The following is an 18,865-nucleotide window of genomic DNA, read 5'->3' as shown; positions in this document are numbered from 1 at the left end:
ATGTCCTTAAAAATTTACAACACGATGAGCAGAGAAAAAGAAGAATTCGTTCCGCGGGATGAAGGCAAAGTTGCCATGTATGTATGCGGCCCAACCGTTTATAACTATATCCACATAGGAAATGGACGTACTTACTTATCTTTCGACATTATCTACCGGTACTTGAAGTATTTAGGATACGAAGTTACATACGTTCGCAACCTGACCGATGTCGATGACAAGATTATCAATAAAGCTAAAGAAGAGGGCGTTTCGGCTCAAGAAATAGCCGAGCGGTATTCTATTGCCTTTACTGAAGATACTGACGAGATGGGGCTTGCAAGACCTACCATAGTACCTAAAGCGACGGAACACATAAATGAGATGATTGAAATCATCGAGGGGTTGATAAAAAAGGGACTTGCTTATGAGGTCGATGGCGACGTTTACTTTGAGGTCACCAAATTTCCCGGTTATGGGAAACTTGCACACCGCACTCTGGAGGAGATGAGAGCAGGAGAGCGTGTCGAGATCGACCCGAGAAAGCATCACCCTATGGATTTTGCATTGTGGAAATCGGCAAAACCAGACGAGCCGTCGTGGGATAGTCCATGGGGCAAGGGAAGACCTGGATGGCATATTGAATGCACTGCCATGTCTCTAAAATACCTTGGTGTCGGCTTTGATATCCACGGAGGAGGCCAAGACCTTATCTTTCCCCACCATGAGAACGAGCTTGCGCAGACAGAGGGCTATACTGGAGAGCAGTTCGTCCGGTACTGGATGCACGGGGGGATGGTCAACATCGGTGAGGAGAAAATGGCAAAGTCGCTGGGCAATATTATATTAGTGCGAGATCTTCTCAAAGAGCATAATCCGAATGTCTTGCGTCTGCTCGCACTGGGAACGCATTACAGAAGCCCAATTGACTTTGGCTCAGAAAAACTTAGGGAGGCCGAGGCTGCGTACGAGAGGTTTTTAAACGTTCGAAGAAGGATAGAAAGCGCCATGGAATCGCCGACGGTAACAAGAATTCCCGAGCAGATCGAAGAAACTGGCCGCCTGCAACATGCAATTCAGAGCGCAAAAGCAAAGTTCGTTGAATCAATGAACGACGATTTCAACAGTGCGGCGGCTCTGGCATCTTTGTTTGAGTTGGTAAAAGAAATTAACACATTTATCGAAGCGACTGAGCAAGAGATGACTATACTTGCTAAGGATACGCTTTCTAAGGCAGATGAGATGCTTCTGGAACTTGCAGGTGCAGTGGGTCTTAATCTTGCACTGCCGGAGGCGGAAGAAATTGAAAGTAAACTTCCAGATGCTATATACGAGCTTGCATCTGAAGTCTTAGAAACTGGTATTGACAAAAAAGGCAAATCTGAGTTGATCGATAATATCCTTGCTCGCAGAAACCAGGCTCGAAAAAATAAGGAATGGGCAATTGCAGATAGAATAAGGAGTGCTCTTAGCGAGTTGGGAATCGAGATAGAGGATACTCCGCTTGGTTCAAGGTGGAAGCTTAAGTAAGGTCCAGGAACTATTATCCAAAGTTCTAGGGACCGCCATTGCAAGAAATGGGGCGGTGCATTAATCTCTAGACCAGTTATTGGGTGGTAAATTTGGAAACCGTAGAGGGGCGGCAGGCAGTTTACGAGCTACTCAAGAGCCGCAAGCATATAAATAAAATATATATCGCTCAAAACGTAAAACCATCAGATATACTAAGCAAAATAGAAGCCCTGGCAAATAAACAGGGCGTTTCTATTGAGAGGGTGGATAGACAGCATTTGGATGAACTGTCCCGATCAAGGTCGCATCAGGGAGTTATCGCCTTAGTCGAGCCATATAAATATCTCTCTCTTGCGGAGTTTCTCAAGGGTATTGATATGGCTAAAAAACCAGTTATTTTGCTTCTAGATGGTGTTACTGACCCGCAGAACTTTGGCGCGATTATAAGAAGCGCTGATGCAGCGGGGATAGCTGGAATAATTGTAACCAAGAGACGGGTAGCTCCTGTGACGGCTACGGTGCACAAAGCATCTGCCGGTGCGACTGCTTATGTAAAAATAGCCCAAGTCAGTAACCTTGCTTATACAATAGACGATTTAAAGGAGGAGGGTTTTTGGGTTATTGGCGCAAGCGAGAAGGCCGTTCAGGTCTACTTTAAAGCCGACCTTAATATGCCGATCGCTATCGTTTTAGGAAGCGAAGGAAAGGGCCTCTCACGTCTTATTGCCGAGAAATGCGATCTTTTAGTTGCAATACCTATGAAGGGGCATGTATCCTCGCTAAATGTAAGCGTAGCTGGTGCGCTTTTAATGTATGAAGCATTAAGGCAGAGGGAAATGGGAGATTAGTGCTACAATTTGCCAGTGTTACGAGGCTGCAGGAAGAAATATTTAACTTCAGCGCTGAAAGAGCTCACTTATGAAAAAGCTATTAATCGTAGACGGATATAACTTAATATACACAACGGAGAGATACAAAAAGTGGCGGGAGAGTGACCTTGAGCTTGCTCGCATTAAGCTAATAGAAGACCTCGCTACCTTGCAGACACAGGGGGACTATAAAGTCATCCTTGTCTTTGATGCGGCCAAGACCGGTGCGGCAAGCCGACAGCACGCAGAAATACTCGGCATCGATGTCTGGTTTACCAGAACAGGGGAGACGGCGGACAGGATGATCGAGCAACTGGTACATCAGGGTGACCACGAAGGAGATATTGTAGTTGCGACCTCCGATTATACTGAACAAAAGGTGATATTTAAACCGGGAGTTTTACGCAAAAGTTCCCGTGAGCTTTTGCTCGAACTTGAGTCGACCGAAAAAGAAATCAAGTCGCTTTCCAAGAAGGGCGGGAAGTTCCGACTCGAAGAAAGACTCGATAACGCCCTTAGAACCGCGCTTGAGAGGATCATAGGCATCAAGGAATAGTTTTTCCTAAATAATTGGTTGCTTAGCTTCCATGTTCTTGACGTACGATTATATGACGCCTATAATAATTTCTACATTACAATCATTCACTTAGCCTTTAAAGGCTAACCCTGGCAGCAGTGGGTTGTTGGAGCGGTCTATTCGCGTCTTATCGATCAAGGAGAGCAGTAGTGCAGGTCCAAACAGGTTTGTCTTATTATATTCCGGGCGCGTTTTTTCAGACTTTAACCGATGGCCAGCTGGTGGCTACGGCCAAAAAAGGGAACGACGCTGCACTCGAATTCCTTCTCAATAAATACAAAAACTTTGTAAGATTGAAAGCGCGTGCTTATTTCTTAATCGGTGCCGATTGGGATGACCTGGTCCAGGAGGGAATGATTGGACTTTATAAAGCAATCAGAGACTACCAGGAAGATAAACAGTCCTCTTTTAGAGCTTTTGCAGAGCTATGCATTACCAGGCAGATAATTACAGCAATAAAAACTGCAACACGCCAAAAACATCTCCCCCTTAACTCGTATGTTTCATTGAACAGCCCTGTATATTTTGAGGATGAGTCAAACCGAATGCTCATGGATTTGCTGTCCGGCACAGAAATCGCTGATCCGATAGACCTTGTCATAAGCGGCGAGGAAATGCAGAGCATTAAGACCAGTTTTGGTGAAATATTGAGCGATTTAGAGGCGCGGGTTCTTAAACTCTATATCGACGGGAAGTCATATCAGGAGATTGCCGATGAGTTAAACCGGCATGTAAAATCAATCGATAACGCCCTTCAAAGGGTCAAACGCAAGATCGATCTGTATCTCAAAAGGCGCCAAGCAAAGTCTTAATCTGCCTTATGCCACCCAACCTTTTTTATTTCTTCAGCGATAGGTTCTATGATTTTAAAGCTGCCGCAAGATTTTTCTGAGGAATTTGCCCGGGTTTATTTGTTTTATTATGCAAACAAGGGAATAATAATTACTAGTTGGAAGTATAGCTTTTAACAAATTGAAGAAAGGATAGGTACGTGCAGAATAAATTCAACCGTGGCGATGATAATTTTGAATCGGAAGATTTTGCTCAAACCAAGAGGTCCGGTTTTGTCTCTAACTGGGACAGCTACATGGCGCCAGGCATTAAGGTCCTTGTCCTGGTTGCTTTCTTTAGTGCACTCTGCGGTGGACTTATCGCAGCATTTTTGGTGCCTTATCTATATGGTAACACTCCGGCTGGGGTCTACCGCAGCAGTGGGCAAGATCAAGTTAGCACAAAAGAGGTAATCCGGGTTAGCAAAGATAGCGTCAGTCCAGTTACTGCAGTCGCAAAAAAGCTGCAGCCCTCCATTGTAAATATCAGGGTTAAACAATCGATTAAGGATACGTTTCATCCCGACGTAATAAGTGGCGCTGGCTCAGGCGTAATTTTTAGCACGGATGGTTACATCATAACAAACAACCATGTTATAGCAGACGCAAAAGAAATATTTGTCACTGTGGGGACCGAAGAGATGAAAGGGAAGGTGGTAGCAGCTGATAACGAAACTGATATAGCGGTGATTAAGGTGGATAAGACGGGCCTGCCGGCCGCTGAGTTTGGCTCAACCAAGAAGCTTCAGGTAGGAGAAATTGCCGTGGCTATAGGAAGCCCATTTGGTTTTGAGCATACAGTAACCTCAGGAATAATAAGCGCGCTCAACAGAACGGTTAGTATGCCCGATGAGGGTGCAGGAGAAACAAAGACTTATACCAACCTCATCCAAACCGATGCACCGATCAATCCTGGAAATAGCGGCGGCGCATTAAGTGATTCGCAGGGCAGAATTATAGGAATAAATACCTTGATCATATCGAGCAGCGGTGTTACAGAGGGCGTGGGCTTTGCGATACCGGTTGAAACTGCTGTGGCTGTAGCCAAGCAGCTGATAGAGAAGGGTAAAGCAAGCCACCCATATATGGGTATCTACGGCCAAAATGCGGATATTGGCGCGGTTACAAAGGGGTCGGAGATAAAAAAAGGCGCTGTGGTTGTTGAGGTCGTAAAGGGAAGCCCGGCCGACAAAGCGGGGTTAAAGGCAAAGGACCTGATAATTGCTGTCAATGGAAAAGCTGTCGAGAGTATGGATGAGGTTATAGCCGAAGTCAGGCAAAGTAAAGTCGGCGATACTCTTAAGCTGACTTACCTTAGGGATGGCAAAGAAGGTGTAGCTGAGGTTACCCTTATCGAGAAACCCAATCGCTAGCGGAGGCTTATTGCAGATTCGAATTATTGCCGTAGGCAAAATTAAAGAAGACTACTTAAAACAAGGCATAGATGATTATAAAAAACGCTTATCTAAGTATGTAAGCGTGAACATACAAGAGGTAGCAGAAGAGAAGGTATCCGTAAGACCTAATTCTGAAGTTAAAGCAAAAGAGGCTCAAAAACTGCAAAAATACATGCCTGAGCCCGACTCATGGTATATCGTAGCTTTGGACCGGCAGGGAATAGAGGTATCTTCAGAAGAGCTTGCGAAAAGGGTCGAGTCGCTGATGATTGCTGGTAAAAGCAATATTGTATTTGTTATTGGCGGTGCCTTGGGTTTAGATGACTCAATAATCAAGGCTGCTGATTTTCGCCTCTCACTCTCAAGGCTGACCTTCCCGCATCAGATTGCAAGATTTATCATTCTAGAGCAGCTCTACAGGTCTTTTAAGATAATTAGGGGAGAACCATATCACTATTAGAAAAATCCGGGAGCCAGGAGGCAGAATCCAGAAAAAATAAAGCACCCCGTCTAAAGGATAGGGTGCTTTGTCTACGTTGCTGGCTTGGAGTGTCTAGTAGTTGCTAGCCTTTTACCAACTCTTTGTTCCTGTCTTCGACCATTTGCTTGATTCTTTCAATTTCGCTGGCATCAACTTCGCTTTTCTGCAGCAGGTGTACAACGGCAGGTGCAATGTTTCCGCCCAACACCTTGTCGACGACATGGCTTATCATATTGTTTGCCATGTCTTCTCGGCTGATGTTTGGCGTGTAGATGTAAGCAGTGCCGCTTCTATCTTGCTTTAATACGCCTTTATTCGCCAGGCGGCTCATCACGGTCATTATCGTGGTATATGCCAATCTTTTTTCTGGGTAGAGTTGTTCAAAAACATCCTTAACCGATGCGCTACCCAGTTTCCACACAACGCTCATTATATCTGCTTCAAGCTCACCTAAGCCTGAACCAACACCAACTCGATTTTTTCTAACTCGTGTTGTCTTCTTTGCCATATAATACCTCCTAGTTGCTTGCTTTTATCTTTATTGCTTATATGCTATTGCTGACGAGGCAGCAATAGTCTTTACCATTGTTTAGTACCTTTAAGAGTAATAGTCACTAAAGTACTTAATATTTAAACCTACTTGTTTAATGTTTGCTTGCCATCAGGTTTATGTCAACTCACCCAAAAGGCTTAAATTAAGCCTTTTGAATTACATTCTATCAGGAGCTGAAACACCGAGCATGCGCAGAACGCTTCGCAGGACGGTTCTTGTTGCTTCAGACAACGCCATCCTAGCGGCCGATAGCTCTTCGTCTTCACTAACTACCCGACATTTAGTATAGAAGTAATGGAACGTTGCGGCAAGCTCCTGAGCATAAGCTGTCAGTGGATGAGGAGCTCTCTGCCGGGCAGCCCATTCAAGTATTTCGGGCCATTCGGCCAGCTTTTTTATAAGGTCTAGTTCAGGCTCGGTCTCAAGCCGCTGGTAATTTATTTTACCGGTGGGGATAACACCTTCAGCCTCGGCATACCTTATTATACTTGATATTCTTGCGTGCGCATACTGTACATAGTAGACAGGGTTTTCGTTCGACTCCTGCTTGGCAAGTTCGATATCAAAATCCACTGGGCTATCAGTGCTTCGCATAAGGAAAAAGAAACGCACGGCATCGCTACCAACCTCTTCTAAGAGCTCATCAAGGGTGACCATCTCGCCGGTTCTTTTAGACATCCTGACCGGCTCTCCTGCACGCAGGAGATTTACAAGCTGGCCAATTATTACCTCCATTTTATCTGCCGGATATCCCAGGGCTTGGATTGCGGCCTTCATGCGGCCGACATAGCCGTGGTGGTCGGCGCCCCAAATATTTATTATCTTGTCAAAGCCCCTGTTCAGTTTGCTTTTGTGATATGCGATGTCTGCGGCAAAGTATGTGGGCTCGCCGTTTGCACGTATTAAGACTCGGTCTTTCTCCTCTCCGAAGGCAGAAGCCTTAAACCAAACAGCACCTTCGGATTCGTAGACATACCCGCGCTCCCTAAGTTCCTCAATGGTCTTTTCGACCTCTGAAGACTCATGAAGTGTACGCTCGCTAAACCAGCTATCAAACACCACTCCCATTTGTTCAAGCGTTTTTTTGATATGTTCCAAAACCTGCCGATATGCCCGTTCTTTAAATATCTCCTCACGTTCTTTTTCGGGGATGCCTAGATACTTATCATTTTCTTCGGCAATGATTTCACGCGCGATATCTTTAATATACTCTCCTCTGTATCCATCCTCGGGGAAGGGGACGTCCTGGCCAAGAAGTTCTGCATATCTTGCGGCAACAGATTTTGCAAAGATATTCATCTGGTTGCCGTAATCGTTAATGTAGAACTCGCGCTCAACACTGTAGCCGTTGGCCTGCAGAACGTTTGCTAGGGTATCGCCGACTGCGGCCCATCTACCATGGCCGATATGCATAGGGCCGACCGGATTGGCGCTTACAAACTCAATTTGGATTTTTTGCCCTGCGCCCACAGTTGAATATCCGAATTTTTCGCCCTGTTCTTTGATCATAGCCAATACAGTATATAGCCACTCGTTGCTGAGGTAAAAATTGATAAAGCCGGGACCTGCGATTTCTACCTTATCAATATACCGCTTGCTGTCGCCTAACAAATTAACGATTGCCTGCGCAACGGCACGCGGCGGCATCTTGACTTTACTGGCAAGAACGAGGGCAATATTTGTCGCCCAATCGCCATGCTCTTTTTCTCTTGGGTGCTCTAATGTAACTTTTGGAATATCCTCTATGGGGAGCTTTTGCTCGTCACGTGCTCTCTTGAGTGCATCTTCGATTAAGCCGGCCAGTATATCTTGTATCATCATATATAGATGGTTACCCCAATCATATTTGCAAATATATAAATTATAGCAGGTTTTATTATGAATAGGTGAATAGGTAAACTGGCAAATCACACCAGAGGGTGAGGCGATGTTGCCGTAACCTTGCACTAGTCTATTAGCAAACTTGCCCGTTCACCAGCCATGAGCTTTGACTTTGCTGTCTCTCATATGTTAAACTTACCTGGATTAGCAGCCTTATGCTTGTCAGCTACTCCTCGTGGTTAACCCGAATCCTCAGGAGGTTTCATTGGTTTTACCGATTACGGCCCAGATCAATTCCGAAGGACATCTGGAAATCGGCGGTTGTGATACCGTTGAGCTTGCAAAAGAATATGGCACCCCGCTTTTTATAATGGACGAGGAAACTCTGCGGGGTCAGTGCCGTGCATATATAGAAGCTTTTGGTACAAAAGGCGTAGATTTCGAAGTAATTTACGCCAGTAAAGCTTTTACTTGCATAGCCATGTGCCAGATTGTAAAGCAAGAGGGTTTGGCTCTTGATGTGATGTCGGCTGGCGAGCTCTACACGGCCTTAAAGGCCGATTTTCCCATGGAAAAAATATTCCTCCATGGGAACAACAAGACTCCATATGAGCTTGAGCTGGCTCTTGATAACAACATAGGTCGGGTTGTCGTAGACGGATTTTCTGAGCTTGAGCTGCTTGATAGAATTGCTGGTGATAAGGGCAGGGTGCAGCCGATTCTTTTAAGAGTAACACCCGGAATAAAACCACAAACCCACAGCTACATACAAACAGGCCAGATAGATAGTAAGTTTGGCTTTGGCCTCCAAGATGGTCTTGCCTTGAGTGCGGTAAAGAGGGCACTTGAGCTAAGAAATGTTGATCTTAGGGGTATTCATGCACATATTGGCTCGCAGATATTTGAGCTTGGCTCATTTGCTAAGGCAATCGAGATAATTATGGTGTTTGTAAAACAAATAAAGGAAGAGACGGGCTTTATAATTGATGAGCTTAATACTGGCGGTGGACTTGGAATTAAGTATAAGGCTATCGATGAGCCATCCACTGTTGAAGAATACGCAAAAGTTATTGTGGATGGCGTTATTAAAGAGGCAGGCCATCTAGGTCTTCCAATCCCTAAGATTATGGTAGAGCCAGGTCGCTCCATTGTTGCCAATGCTGGTGTGACCATCTATACCGTTGGTGCAATAAAGGAAATTCCCAACATCCGTACATATGTCTCAGTTGATGGTGGCATGTCGGATAACATGCGCCCAATGCTCTATGGTGCCGTATATGAGGCCCTTCTTGCCAACAGGGCAGGTGATGAGCCAAATACGGTTGTAACTGTTGCGGGCAAGCACTGTGAGTCGGGCGATATCTTGATTAGGGACGTTGAGCTTCCTCATCCAGAGATAGGCGATATTTTGTGTACTCCGGCAACTGGAGCTTACGGATACGTTATGGCAAATAACTATAACCGCCAGCCTAGACCAGGGGTAGTTCTAGTAAATGGTGGTGTGGCCAGGGAGATAATCAGGCGGGAAACACTTGAGGACCTTATAAAATTGGACGTTAATATAGAATAAAGAGGCTACCAGCTTTCAGCCATCAGTTTCTTTAGTGCTGAAAGCTTAAAAGCTGGCGGCTTAAAGCTTTCGATAGCTAATAAGGCTTCATATTAATATAAAGCCTCAGAATTTAGATTAAGGGCAGGGTTTAGGTTAAGTGAGAAAACGAATCGGTGTAGGGATTATAGGTTACGGAACGGTTGGGTCTGGAGTCTATCACATATTGACTACAAAGGCGCAAAAATTGTCCACGCTTGCAGGGGTTAACATAGAAGTTGTGCTGGTGGCCGAGAAGTACCCAAAGAGGGTGAAAGGCGAGGTTCCAGCCAAACTTATAACCAATGATGCCTACAAAGTTATAAATAATCCTGATATCGATATCGTTGTTGAGGTAATAGGTGGTATTGAGCCTGCCTACACGTTTATTAAAGCTGCGTTGGAAAATAAAAAGCATGTAGTTACGGCAAACAAGGCCCTTATGGCAAGCCGTGGTGGGGCCTTGCTTGAGCTTGCCGAACTAAATGGCGTTGATCTTTTCTTTGAGGCAAGCGTCGGTGGGGGAATACCGATTATAAGGCCGCTTAAACACTGTCTTGCCGGAAATACGATATACCGTGTTATGGGGATAATAAACGGCACAACTAACTATATTCTATCCAAAATGGCTAATGAAGGTATGTCGTTTAACCAGGCTTTAAAAGAAGCGCAAGCCCAAGGATTTGCAGAGGCTGATCCAAGCGCAGATGTCGATGGACACGATGCAGCTGCTAAGATAGCTATTCTGGCGTCAATTGCGTTTAACAGTAGGGTTACGGTAGATAAAGTCTATACCGAGGGCATCACAAGTATAGATTACCAGGATATCGTTTACGCACGGGAGATGGGCTATACAATCAAGCTTCTAGCCCTGGCCAAAGAAGATGATGAAGGCATAGATGTAAGAGTTCACCCGGCGATGATACCGGAGAAACATCCACTGGCTTCGGTTTCAGGCGTAATGAATGCTATATTTGTTGAAGGCGATGCGGTTGGTGAGGTTATGTTTTACGGCCCGGGTGCCGGAAGGCTTCCTGCCGCCAGCGCGGTCGTTGGCGATGTATTTGAAATAGCCCAGAACATGCATCTTAACAAGATTGGCAGTATGACCTGCGGCTGCTTTGAGCGCAAGAAAATAAAGCCGATTGAAAAAACCAAGTCGCGTTATTACATGCGGCTTGAAGCACTTGATAGGCCTGGCGTGCTGGCCAAGATATCTAAGGCACTTGGCGACAGCGATGTAAGTATCGAAACAGCGATACAGAAGAACTCAAGCGGAGAGTATGCCGAGCTTGTTTTTGGCACTCACTTAGTGCAAGAGAAGAATTTGCAGAAGGCTTTAAAGAAGATAGAGCAATTAGATGTAGTTGCAATGATTCATAACGTGATAAGGATGGAGTAGCAATAATGGATTGGCAAGGGCTGATTAGGCAATACTTTGATTTTCTTCCCGTTAACGAAGATACACCGGTATGCACTGTTCTGGAAGGCAATACCCCGCTTATCCCATCAATTAAGATAGGTCCCGAGCTGGGATGCGAACTTTACTTTAAATATGAGGGCTTAAATCCTACAGGATCATTTAAGGATAGGGGTATGACTGTTGCGATAAGCAAAGCATTGGAGGAGGGCTCGCGCGCGGTAATATGTGCCTCAACCGGGAATACAAGTGCATCCGCAGCAGCTTATGCAGCAAGGGCTGGGATAAGGTGTGTGGTTTTAATACCGGAGGGAAAAATTGCCCTAGGAAAATTGTCTCAGGCTCTCATGCATGGAGCAGTTGTTGTAGCAGTGCGGGGCAATTTTGATGTGGCGCTTAAAATTGTACGGCAGATATCAGAAGAATACCCTATAACCCTCGTTAACTCCGTCAATCCATACAGGCTTGAGGGGCAGAAGACAGCGGCTTTTGAGGTTTGCGATGTTCTTGGGGAGGCACCGGATTACCTGGCTATCCCGGTTGGAAATGCCGGCAATATAACTGCCTATTGGAAGGGGTTTAAAGAGTATGCGGATGCCGGAAGGATCAATAACCTGCCGAAGATGATTGGTTTTCAGGCGGCGGGCGCTGCCCCAATAGTTCTTGGGCATCCTGTGGAACACCCTGAGACAGTAGCAACCGCCATAAGAATTGGAAATCCGGCAAGGTGGAAGGAAGCGGAGGCAGCCGCAAGAGAATCCGGCGGGTTTATTGATATGGTAACAGATGAGGAAATCCTTGAGGCTTACAGGCTTATCGCATCGACAGAGGGCGTTTTTTGTGAGCCTGCATCGGCCGCATCGGTTGCAGGCCTGCGCAAAATGGTGGCCGCAGGGCGTGTGCCCAGAGGTTCAAGAGTTGTTTGCGTGCTGACCGGCCATGGTTTAAAAGACCCCGATACCGCTATTAGAGAGGGCGGAAAACCTATCGAGGTTGAGGCTACTCTGGAAGCTGTCGAGCGGGTGGTTTTTGGCCGGTAGCCCCAGGATTGGTAACCAGAATCTCCTAAAACCTTAGCCTACCCAAACCGATCAATCTATGAAATTAAAAGCTGAGAATACAAAATTGAAAAGCGGCGCAGCCCTCAAGGGCTACAAGATAGGGCTAAAGCCCTACAATACGTTTATATATGGCTAAGGTGCCGCACTACATTTCGATATTTATTTAGCACTTTCGATCCGCTAAAGGGGGCAAGATGGTTGAGGTAATAGTGCCGGCAACATCGGCAAATATAGGACCGGGATTTGATGTTCTTGGTTTAAGTATCGACCTCTACAATAGGTTTAGGGTGGAAGAGACAGATGGGGGTCTAGAGATTAAAGTGCCTCAAGACACCGGGCTCTCCACTGGTGAGAAAAATCTGATATTTATATCTGCAAAGCGGCTCTTTGATGAGGTAGGATACAGATATAGTGGTCTTCGCATTGAGATAGAAAACAATGTTCCGCTGGGTCGTGGCCTTGGCAGCAGCTCAACTGCGATAGTCGGCGGCCTTGTCGCGGCTAACGAGATTGCAGGATCAAAACTATCGAAAGAAGAGATATTTTCCCTGGCAACACAGATAGAGGGGCATCCCGATAATGTGGGGCCAGCCGTCTTCGGCGGCTTTACGATATGCTACGGGATTGGTAACGGTTTTAAGGCCGTATCATACAAGCCTTCCGAAAAACTAAAGCCAGTTCTTCTTATCCCGGATAGTATCCTTGAGACAAAAAAGGCAAGAAGGGTTTTACCGGAAGAGGTCCCGCTAGCCGATGCGGTGTTTAATATCGCGCGCTCGAGCCTTCTGGTGTCGGCGTTGCTTACCGGAAAATCCGATATACTTAAATATGCCATGGAAGATAGACTTCACCAGCCCTATAGAGCATCGCTGGTGCCGGGGCTTACGGATATAATCGAAGATATTGCCGGTATTGAAGGCGCGGGCATCGCGCTAAGTGGCGCGGGACCAAGCCTGATATGTATAATCGATAGATCTATCGAGCAGGCTTTTTATGATAATGTAAAGCGGCTGTTAAAGGATAGAGGCCAAAACTATATGGTCCATCTAGCAGAATTTGACCTTGAAGGAACTAAGATTATAAGCGGCTAGAGTTAAAGGCAAGGGTTAGAGAAAGAGCCCAGTAATTAAGTTTCTTCTGGCGCCTGGCTTCTTTCATATAGTTTACATTAGGGGGAGTTTAGTTGCAGAAGTTCGTCACACCAGAGGGCGAAGAATTCTACGTAGAAGTAGAAGCAACAAACCGTATACTTAATGAAGGGATCCCCTTTATAATCGTTGACTTGCGTGAAAAGCGCCTAGCAATAAAAGAGGGCGATTACTTTCTCTTCACAGACAACGAAGGAAATATTCCGGCTGAGAACACCAGTGGGTTGGGGCTGTATTATAAGGATACCCGCTTTTTGAGCAACTTCGAGTTTACAGTAAATGGACGAATCCCAGTTTTGCTCTCCTCAACGGCAGAACGCGATTACCTGGCTCATATTGAACTTACCAATGCCGATGTTAGAGAAGGCGATGTGCTCCTAATCCCGCAGGAGACACTAAATATAAGAAGGTTAAGAGTGATATCAGAAGGTTTTCACGAGCGAATCAGGATTAAGAACTACAACCAATATCCGGTTGAGCTTGAGCTTGCTCTTTCCTTCAATGCGGATTTTGCTGATATTTTTGAGGTGAGGGGGCTAAGGAGGCAAAATAGGGGCAAGCTTTTGTATCCCAAAATCATTGGTGATGAGCTTGTACTGGCCTATATCGGTGAAGATAAAGTCTTCCGGCAGACCAAAATAGGCCTGCCATTTAAGCCAGACTCAATCGAGACCGCTCTAAATCAAACAACTATAAGAAAAAGGGTAGCTATTGAGCCTAGCGGAAGACTTGTTTTTAACTATCATATCCTGCCGCTTATCGGACACGCAAAATCGGAAAAGGCCGATTTCAACGAAACAGTTACAAAACTGAGATTATCCTACTCTCACTGGGAGAGGGGAATTACCAGGATATATACAGATAACGAGTTATTTAACGCCGTCATGAACAGGGGCATAAGCGATATTCGTGCTCTTATGGCGGATCATAAAGACGGGAGGATAATTCATGCCGGCATCCCGTGGTATGTGGCTCCTTTTGGAAGAGACAGTTTAATTACCGCGCTGCAGGTTCTCTTACTTACCTCCGAACCAGCAAAACAGACTCTGAATTTTCTTGGTAAGTTCCAGGGAAAAGAGGTAAACCATTGGAAGGATGAAGAACCGGGCAAGATATTGCACGAGATAAGGGAAGGCGAGCTTGCAATTCTAAAGGAGATCCCGCACACCCCTTATTACGGCTCAATTGACTCGACACCACTTTATCTCATCTTAGCGGCAGAGTACTACCTGTGGACGAACGATTTTGAGTTTATGCGAAAGATCACGCCAAATATAGAGGCCTGCCTGCATTGGATTGACGATTATGGAGACTTTGACAAAGACCTTTTTCTGGAGTATAGGCGCCACTCCAAGAGGGGGCTCATAAACCAGGGTTGGAAGGATTCATGGAACGCGGTTTCCCATACTGATGGGCAAATAGCTGAGCCGCCGATAGCTTTATGTGAGGTCCAGGGATATGTGTACCGGGCGAAGATGGGCATAGCCAAATACTATCGAGACATCGGCAATATTGAGCGTGCCGATGAGCTAGAGCGCCAGGCGATGGAACTTAAGGAAAGATTTAACGAGGTTTTCTGGATGCCCGATGAGGGATATTTTGCTCTGGCGCTTGATGGCAATAAAAAACAGGTCGGCACAGTAACATCAAACGTTGGCCAGTGCCTGTATACCGGAATAATTGATGAGGATAAAGCAACCCATGTTGTAAGAAGGCTCATGCAGCCGGATATGTTTTCGGGGTGGGGGATAAGAACGGTAAGCAAGGCTGCAAAGGTCTATAACCCTATGAGTTATCACAACGGTTCCGTTTGGCCCCATGACAACGCAATAATCATAAGTGGAATCAAGTCTTACGGGTTTAATGAAGAGGCAACCATACTTGCAAGTGCCCTCTTTGATGCGGCCATCCACCACACCTATTATAGGCTTCCTGAGCTTTTTTGCGGGTTTACTCGCAGAGGGGCGAGCAAACCAGTAAGCTACCCGGTATCCTGTAGTCCACAGGCATGGGCGGCCGGAAGCGTATTTTTGATGTTTCAGGCTATGCTTGGTATTACCCCAAACGCTAGAGAGCGTGTCATAAGCATTAACAATCCTGTTCTGCCAAGATGGCTAAATCAGGTCGAGCTCGAAAATTTAAGGATTGCCGGTGAGACAGTTTCGATTCTCTTCAATCGCGAAGGGTCTACAACAACTGCGGCAGAACTTACTCAAACCGGCAGAGTTAAAGTCGTCACAGAGATAGAGTCCCAGTTGACCGGGTAATTATATGAGTTAAAATAAGGGGTGGGTCCAAGTGTCACTCGTCAGAAAATCGCTCCTTTCTATTGTCAAAAGGCTATTGCTGTCTACATTGATGGCTGTGTCGATTGCAATAATTCTTTGGCTCTTAGAGAGATTGCTAGAAACAAGAGAGGAACTCCATCAAACTAGCCGATAATTATAAAAACAACTTTTATAACCTGATATTTCCAGTTCAGCGAAGGTGAATTAAATGGCAGGTAATACTCTGGTAACAATTGCTCATATATCCGACCTTCATGCCGGCTCACCATACTTTATCCCTAACTTGATGAGCAGAACCATCGAGGAGCTAAATGAGCTAAAACCGGATATCGTAATCTGTACAGGTGATTTAACAAATGAGGGCTTCAAGCAGGAATATACCATGGCCCAGACCTATTTATCGATGCTTGAGTGTGAAAGACATGTCTACGTGCCGGGAAACCATGACTCAAGAAATGTGGGATACCTCCATTTTGAAGAGCTATTTGGCCAAAGGGATAGGATCATGACGTTTGATCGCATAACGGTTGTAAGCGCCGACTCAAGCGAGCCAGATTTAGACAATGGTAGAATTGGTAGGGAACGCTACGATTGGCTTCAGTCGGGTTTTAAAGATAACAACTACTTTAAAATATTTGCGCTTCACCATCATCTATTGCCCGTCCCCGGTACTGGGCGCGAGCGAAGCATGATTCACGATGCAGGCGATTTATTGGAGCTACTGATTCAATGCGGTGTTGATCTTGTTATTTGTGGACATAAGCACGTCCCTTACGTGTGGAGGATCGAAAATCTTGTGGTGGTTAATGCAGGTACAGCCTGCACATTAAGGCTCAGGGGTAATACGAAGCCCTGCTACAATATCATTCAGATTGAAGAGAACGATAGAGTCAGGATATATAGGAAATATCCTTTTGGAAGCCGAGAACTGATCGCAGATTTCTCGTGCGAGGAGCGTAAGTCTTGCAAATGGGAAAAAGTTGAGGCCGGTACAGCAACTGGAGGTGGCCTGCTATAACCCGGGTTATAGTATTGATCGATGGTGAACATTATCCCCCGGTAATTAAATCAGCGATTGAAGTTCTAGAAAAGCAATATAACTATAGTGTGGCTGGGGCGGTATTTGTCGGAGGTCTTGAAAAAATATCCGAAAAAGGGGAGTTCGATGATCTCGGATGCCCGGTTGTTAAAGATCATGACCCATTAAAGGCAATAATGGATGCCATAGAGCAATTCAAGCCGAAAATGGTTGTTGACCTTAGCGATGAACCGGTTATCGGGTATGCCAAAAGATTTTTTTATGCAAGTCATGTTTTAACTAAGGATATACCTTACGTTGGCGCAGATTTTTGGTTTTATCCGCCGGCCTTCCAGGATGTCCTTGAGAAACCGTCACTTAGTGTTATTGGGACGGGGAAAAGGGTAGGTAAAACCGCAGTTGCTGGCTATATTTGCCGGCGCCTTGACGAGCTAGGCTTTAATCCAGGCGTTATAGCAATGGGACGGGGTGGGCCGCAAGCGCCCGAAATGATTGCAGGCAAGGAGATTGAGCTTACTCCACAATATCTATTACATCTGGCAAGGTCTGGAAAGCATGCGGCATCTGACTATCTTGAAGATGCTTTGACGAGCCGTATCACTGCTATAGGGTGCAGGAGATGCGGCGGTGGGCTTGCGGGGCAGCCGTTTGTGTCAAATGTCGCGGCCGGCGCTAGGCTGGCAAATGAGCTTGACATAGATTTTGTTGTCTTAGAAGGATCTGGTTCGGCTCTGCCGCCAGTATCATCCGATGCCTATATACTGGTAGCAGGGGCGCACCAGCCTCTTGATTATGTCGCGGGATATTTTGGCACCTACAGGGTATTATTATCTGACCTTGTTGTGCTTTCGATGTGCGAGCCCCCACTGGCTGATAAGAGCAGAATAAAACGTGTTGACAAAGCAATCAGGGAAATTAATCCTGGTATAAAAGTTGTTCACACCATCTTTAGGCCGAAGCCTCTACAAAATATCGAAGGCAAGGAGGTCTTTCTAGCAACTACCTCGCCGGCTTCTATGAAGGGCAAAATAGTCGGCCACCTGGAGAAAAGCTATGGAGCTAGAGTTGTGGGGGTTAGCACCAGTCTTTCAAACAGGAAGGTTCTCAGGCGTGAGATAGAGAGTGCGAAGGGCAAATTTACCACGCTACTTACCGAACTTAAAGCGGCGGCTGTAGATGTGGTAACAAGCATTGGTTTAGATATGGGTCTTGAAGTTGTCTATATGGATAACCTGCCTGTAACCATCGGTGGCGATGGTGAACTAAGCGACCTTGTCGAGTGGATAGGGAAAAGGGCTCAGGCGAAATTTGCGGGGTGTGAAGGAATTGAACGGCAATAAAGATAATCGTCCGCAGCAAATAGTCATAAGCGATGATGAACATGGGCTGCCGTATTCAAAAGGCCTGATGGCTTCTGCACTCATGGCGACCGGACTTCCTCCAAGCCGATCCTACAGGATAGCAAGAGTTATCCAGCAGCAGTTGATGGAATCCGGGCGTTTCTCGATAAAGATTGACGAGCTAAGAGAGCTGGTTTACAATGTGCTATTGTCTCACGAAGGCAAGGATTATGCAGATAAGTATAAAAGATGGCAGGCGCTTCTTAGCGTTGATAGGCCCATTATAGTACTAATAGGCGGAACAACTGGTGTTGGAAAATCAACGATTGCAAGTGCAGTAGCCCATCGTCTTGGAATTACACATATTGTTGCAACCGATTCGCTGCGAGAAGTCATGCGTGCGATGTTGTCTAAAGACCTTGTACCGTACCTGCATGAGTCCTCATTTACAGCATGGAAGGCTGTGAATCAGACAATAGAGAAGGATCCTCTTATAGCTGGATTTGCCGAACAGGTGAAAGTAGTCTCTGTCGGCATCAGGGCAGTTGTCGACAGGGCGATTAAAGAGGGTTTAAATATTGTTATAGAGGGCATACATGTAGTCCCAGGTTTTATAAACAGCACGGTTTGCGAGAAAGCCTTTGTAATCCCAATGGTAATTACTGTAGACGACGAAGACCTCCATAGAAGCCATTTTTACATCAGGGAGCTGCAAACTGAGGGTGGCCGGCCATATGAACGGTATAAAGAGAACTTTGAGTCGATAAGGAAAATAGGAGAGTATATAAATGAGCTTGCCCGCAATTATGATGTGCCTGTAATATCAAGCCATAACCTGGATACAACAGTTATCCTGGTCTTGGAGGAGATACTAAATCAAGTTCTAGGCCCACCGGATCATGAGGATACCGGGGTTTTATCTGCCAGAGACCTTGATGACCTTGATTGATTCTGGCTTATTA

Annotated in this window: 16 protein-coding genes; 14 read left to right on the top strand and 2 right to left on the bottom strand. The window is 45.8% G+C overall.

The window, feature by feature from the left end; translation table 11 throughout:
• The 6 genes from cysS to rlmH all read left to right on the top strand — a co-directional run bounded on the left by cysS (position 1) and on the right by rlmH (position 5,624).
• Entirely contained in the window at positions 1-1,509 is a 1,509-nt protein-coding gene (gene cysS, locus K6T91_00480) for a cysteine--tRNA ligase (protein MCL6471276.1), read from the top strand.
• 92 nt (positions 1,510-1,601) lie between these two features.
• The gene (gene rlmB / locus K6T91_00475) at positions 1,602-2,339 is read left to right on the top strand and encodes a 23S rRNA (guanosine(2251)-2'-O)-methyltransferase RlmB (GenBank protein MCL6471275.1); all 738 of its coding nucleotides are present in this window, start codon (positions 1,602-1,604) and stop codon (positions 2,337-2,339) included.
• 70 nt (positions 2,340-2,409) lie between these two features.
• On the top strand, positions 2,410-2,916 hold the full coding sequence (locus tag K6T91_00470) for an NYN domain-containing protein (GenBank protein ID MCL6471274.1): 507 nt from the start codon (positions 2,410-2,412) through the stop codon (positions 2,914-2,916).
• 188 nt (positions 2,917-3,104) lie between these two features.
• Positions 3,105-3,749 (top strand): RNA polymerase sporulation sigma factor SigH, encoded by a 645-nt coding sequence (sigH, locus tag K6T91_00465; protein MCL6471273.1) that lies wholly within the window; start codon positions 3,105-3,107, stop codon positions 3,747-3,749.
• Positions 3,750-3,928: 179 nt separating this feature from the next.
• Positions 3,929-5,140: a trypsin-like peptidase domain-containing protein gene (locus K6T91_00460; GenBank protein MCL6471272.1), complete on the top strand. Its 1,212-nt coding sequence runs from the start codon at positions 3,929-3,931 to the stop codon at positions 5,138-5,140.
• Between the two features lie 10 nt (positions 5,141-5,150).
• Positions 5,151-5,624, top strand: a complete 474-nt coding sequence (rlmH, locus tag K6T91_00455; protein MCL6471271.1) for a 23S rRNA (pseudouridine(1915)-N(3))-methyltransferase RlmH — start codon at positions 5,151-5,153, stop codon at positions 5,622-5,624.
• Positions 5,625-5,727: 103 nt separating this feature from the next.
• Here the strand turns inward: rlmH and K6T91_00450 are convergent, their stop codons facing one another.
• A complete protein-coding gene (locus K6T91_00450) occupies positions 5,728-6,153 on the bottom strand; it encodes a BlaI/MecI/CopY family transcriptional regulator (protein ID MCL6471270.1) in 426 nt (141 codons plus the stop codon).
• A 201-nt stretch (positions 6,154-6,354) separates the two neighbouring features.
• Entirely contained in the window at positions 6,355-8,019 is a 1,665-nt protein-coding gene (argS, locus tag K6T91_00445; protein ID MCL6471269.1) for an arginine--tRNA ligase, read from the bottom strand.
• A 265-nt stretch (positions 8,020-8,284) separates the two neighbouring features.
• On the opposite strand from argS, the gene lysA reads away from it, so the two are divergent.
• From lysA to K6T91_00405, 8 genes are all read left to right on the top strand, one after another.
• On the top strand, positions 8,285-9,589 hold the full coding sequence (lysA, locus tag K6T91_00440; GenBank protein ID MCL6471268.1) for a diaminopimelate decarboxylase: 1,305 nt from the start codon (positions 8,285-8,287) through the stop codon (positions 9,587-9,589).
• Positions 9,590-9,728: 139 nt separating this feature from the next.
• Positions 9,729-11,009: a homoserine dehydrogenase gene (locus tag K6T91_00435; protein ID MCL6471267.1), complete on the top strand. Its 1,281-nt coding sequence runs from the start codon at positions 9,729-9,731 to the stop codon at positions 11,007-11,009.
• A 5-nt stretch (positions 11,010-11,014) separates the two neighbouring features.
• Positions 11,015-12,067: a threonine synthase gene (gene thrC, locus K6T91_00430; protein ID MCL6471266.1), complete on the top strand. Its 1,053-nt coding sequence runs from the start codon at positions 11,015-11,017 to the stop codon at positions 12,065-12,067.
• Positions 12,068-12,282: 215 nt separating this feature from the next.
• Entirely contained in the window at positions 12,283-13,179 is an 897-nt protein-coding gene (gene thrB, locus K6T91_00425; protein ID MCL6471265.1) for a homoserine kinase, read from the top strand.
• 92 nt (positions 13,180-13,271) lie between these two features.
• The gene (locus K6T91_00420) at positions 13,272-15,503 is read left to right on the top strand and encodes an amylo-alpha-1,6-glucosidase (protein ID MCL6471264.1); all 2,232 of its coding nucleotides are present in this window, start codon (positions 13,272-13,274) and stop codon (positions 15,501-15,503) included.
• A 229-nt stretch (positions 15,504-15,732) separates the two neighbouring features.
• On the top strand, positions 15,733-16,542 hold the full coding sequence (locus K6T91_00415; protein MCL6471263.1) for a metallophosphoesterase: 810 nt from the start codon (positions 15,733-15,735) through the stop codon (positions 16,540-16,542).
• Complete coding sequence (locus K6T91_00410) at positions 16,539-17,903, top strand: 2,3-diphosphoglycerate synthetase (protein MCL6471262.1); 1,365 nt, start codon at positions 16,539-16,541, stop codon at positions 17,901-17,903. Before K6T91_00415 ends, K6T91_00410 begins: the two co-directional genes overlap by 4 nt.
• Positions 17,890-18,852 (top strand): zeta toxin family protein, encoded by a 963-nt coding sequence (locus K6T91_00405; GenBank protein MCL6471261.1) that lies wholly within the window; start codon positions 17,890-17,892, stop codon positions 18,850-18,852. Before K6T91_00410 ends, K6T91_00405 begins: the two co-directional genes overlap by 14 nt.
• Positions 18,853-18,865 lie beyond the last annotated feature (13 nt).

Source organism: Bacillota bacterium, assembly GCA_023511485.1.
Taxonomy (GTDB): Bacteria; Actinomycetota; Aquicultoria; order Aquicultorales; family Aquicultoraceae; genus CADDYS01.
This window is presented reverse-complemented; position numbering and strand designations above follow the sequence as displayed.

Excerpts from the sequence above, each read along its gene's own strand:
- cysS (MCL6471276.1), top strand. The coding sequence starts at position 1 with ATGTCCTTAAAAATTTACAACACGATGAGCAGAGAAAAAGAAGAATTC.
- K6T91_00470 (MCL6471274.1), top strand. The coding sequence starts at position 2,410 with ATGAAAAAGCTATTAATCGTAGACGGATATAACTTAATATACACAACG.
- K6T91_00450 (MCL6471270.1), bottom strand. The coding sequence starts at position 6,153 with ATGGCAAAGAAGACAACACGAGTTAGAAAAAATCGAGTTGGTGTTGGT.
- argS (MCL6471269.1), bottom strand. The coding sequence starts at position 8,019 with ATGATGATACAAGATATACTGGCCGGCTTAATCGAAGATGCACTCAAG.
- thrC (MCL6471266.1), top strand. The coding sequence starts at position 11,015 with ATGGATTGGCAAGGGCTGATTAGGCAATACTTTGATTTTCTTCCCGTT.
- thrB (MCL6471265.1), top strand. The coding sequence starts at position 12,283 with ATGGTTGAGGTAATAGTGCCGGCAACATCGGCAAATATAGGACCGGGA.
- K6T91_00415 (MCL6471263.1), top strand. The coding sequence starts at position 15,733 with ATGGCAGGTAATACTCTGGTAACAATTGCTCATATATCCGACCTTCAT.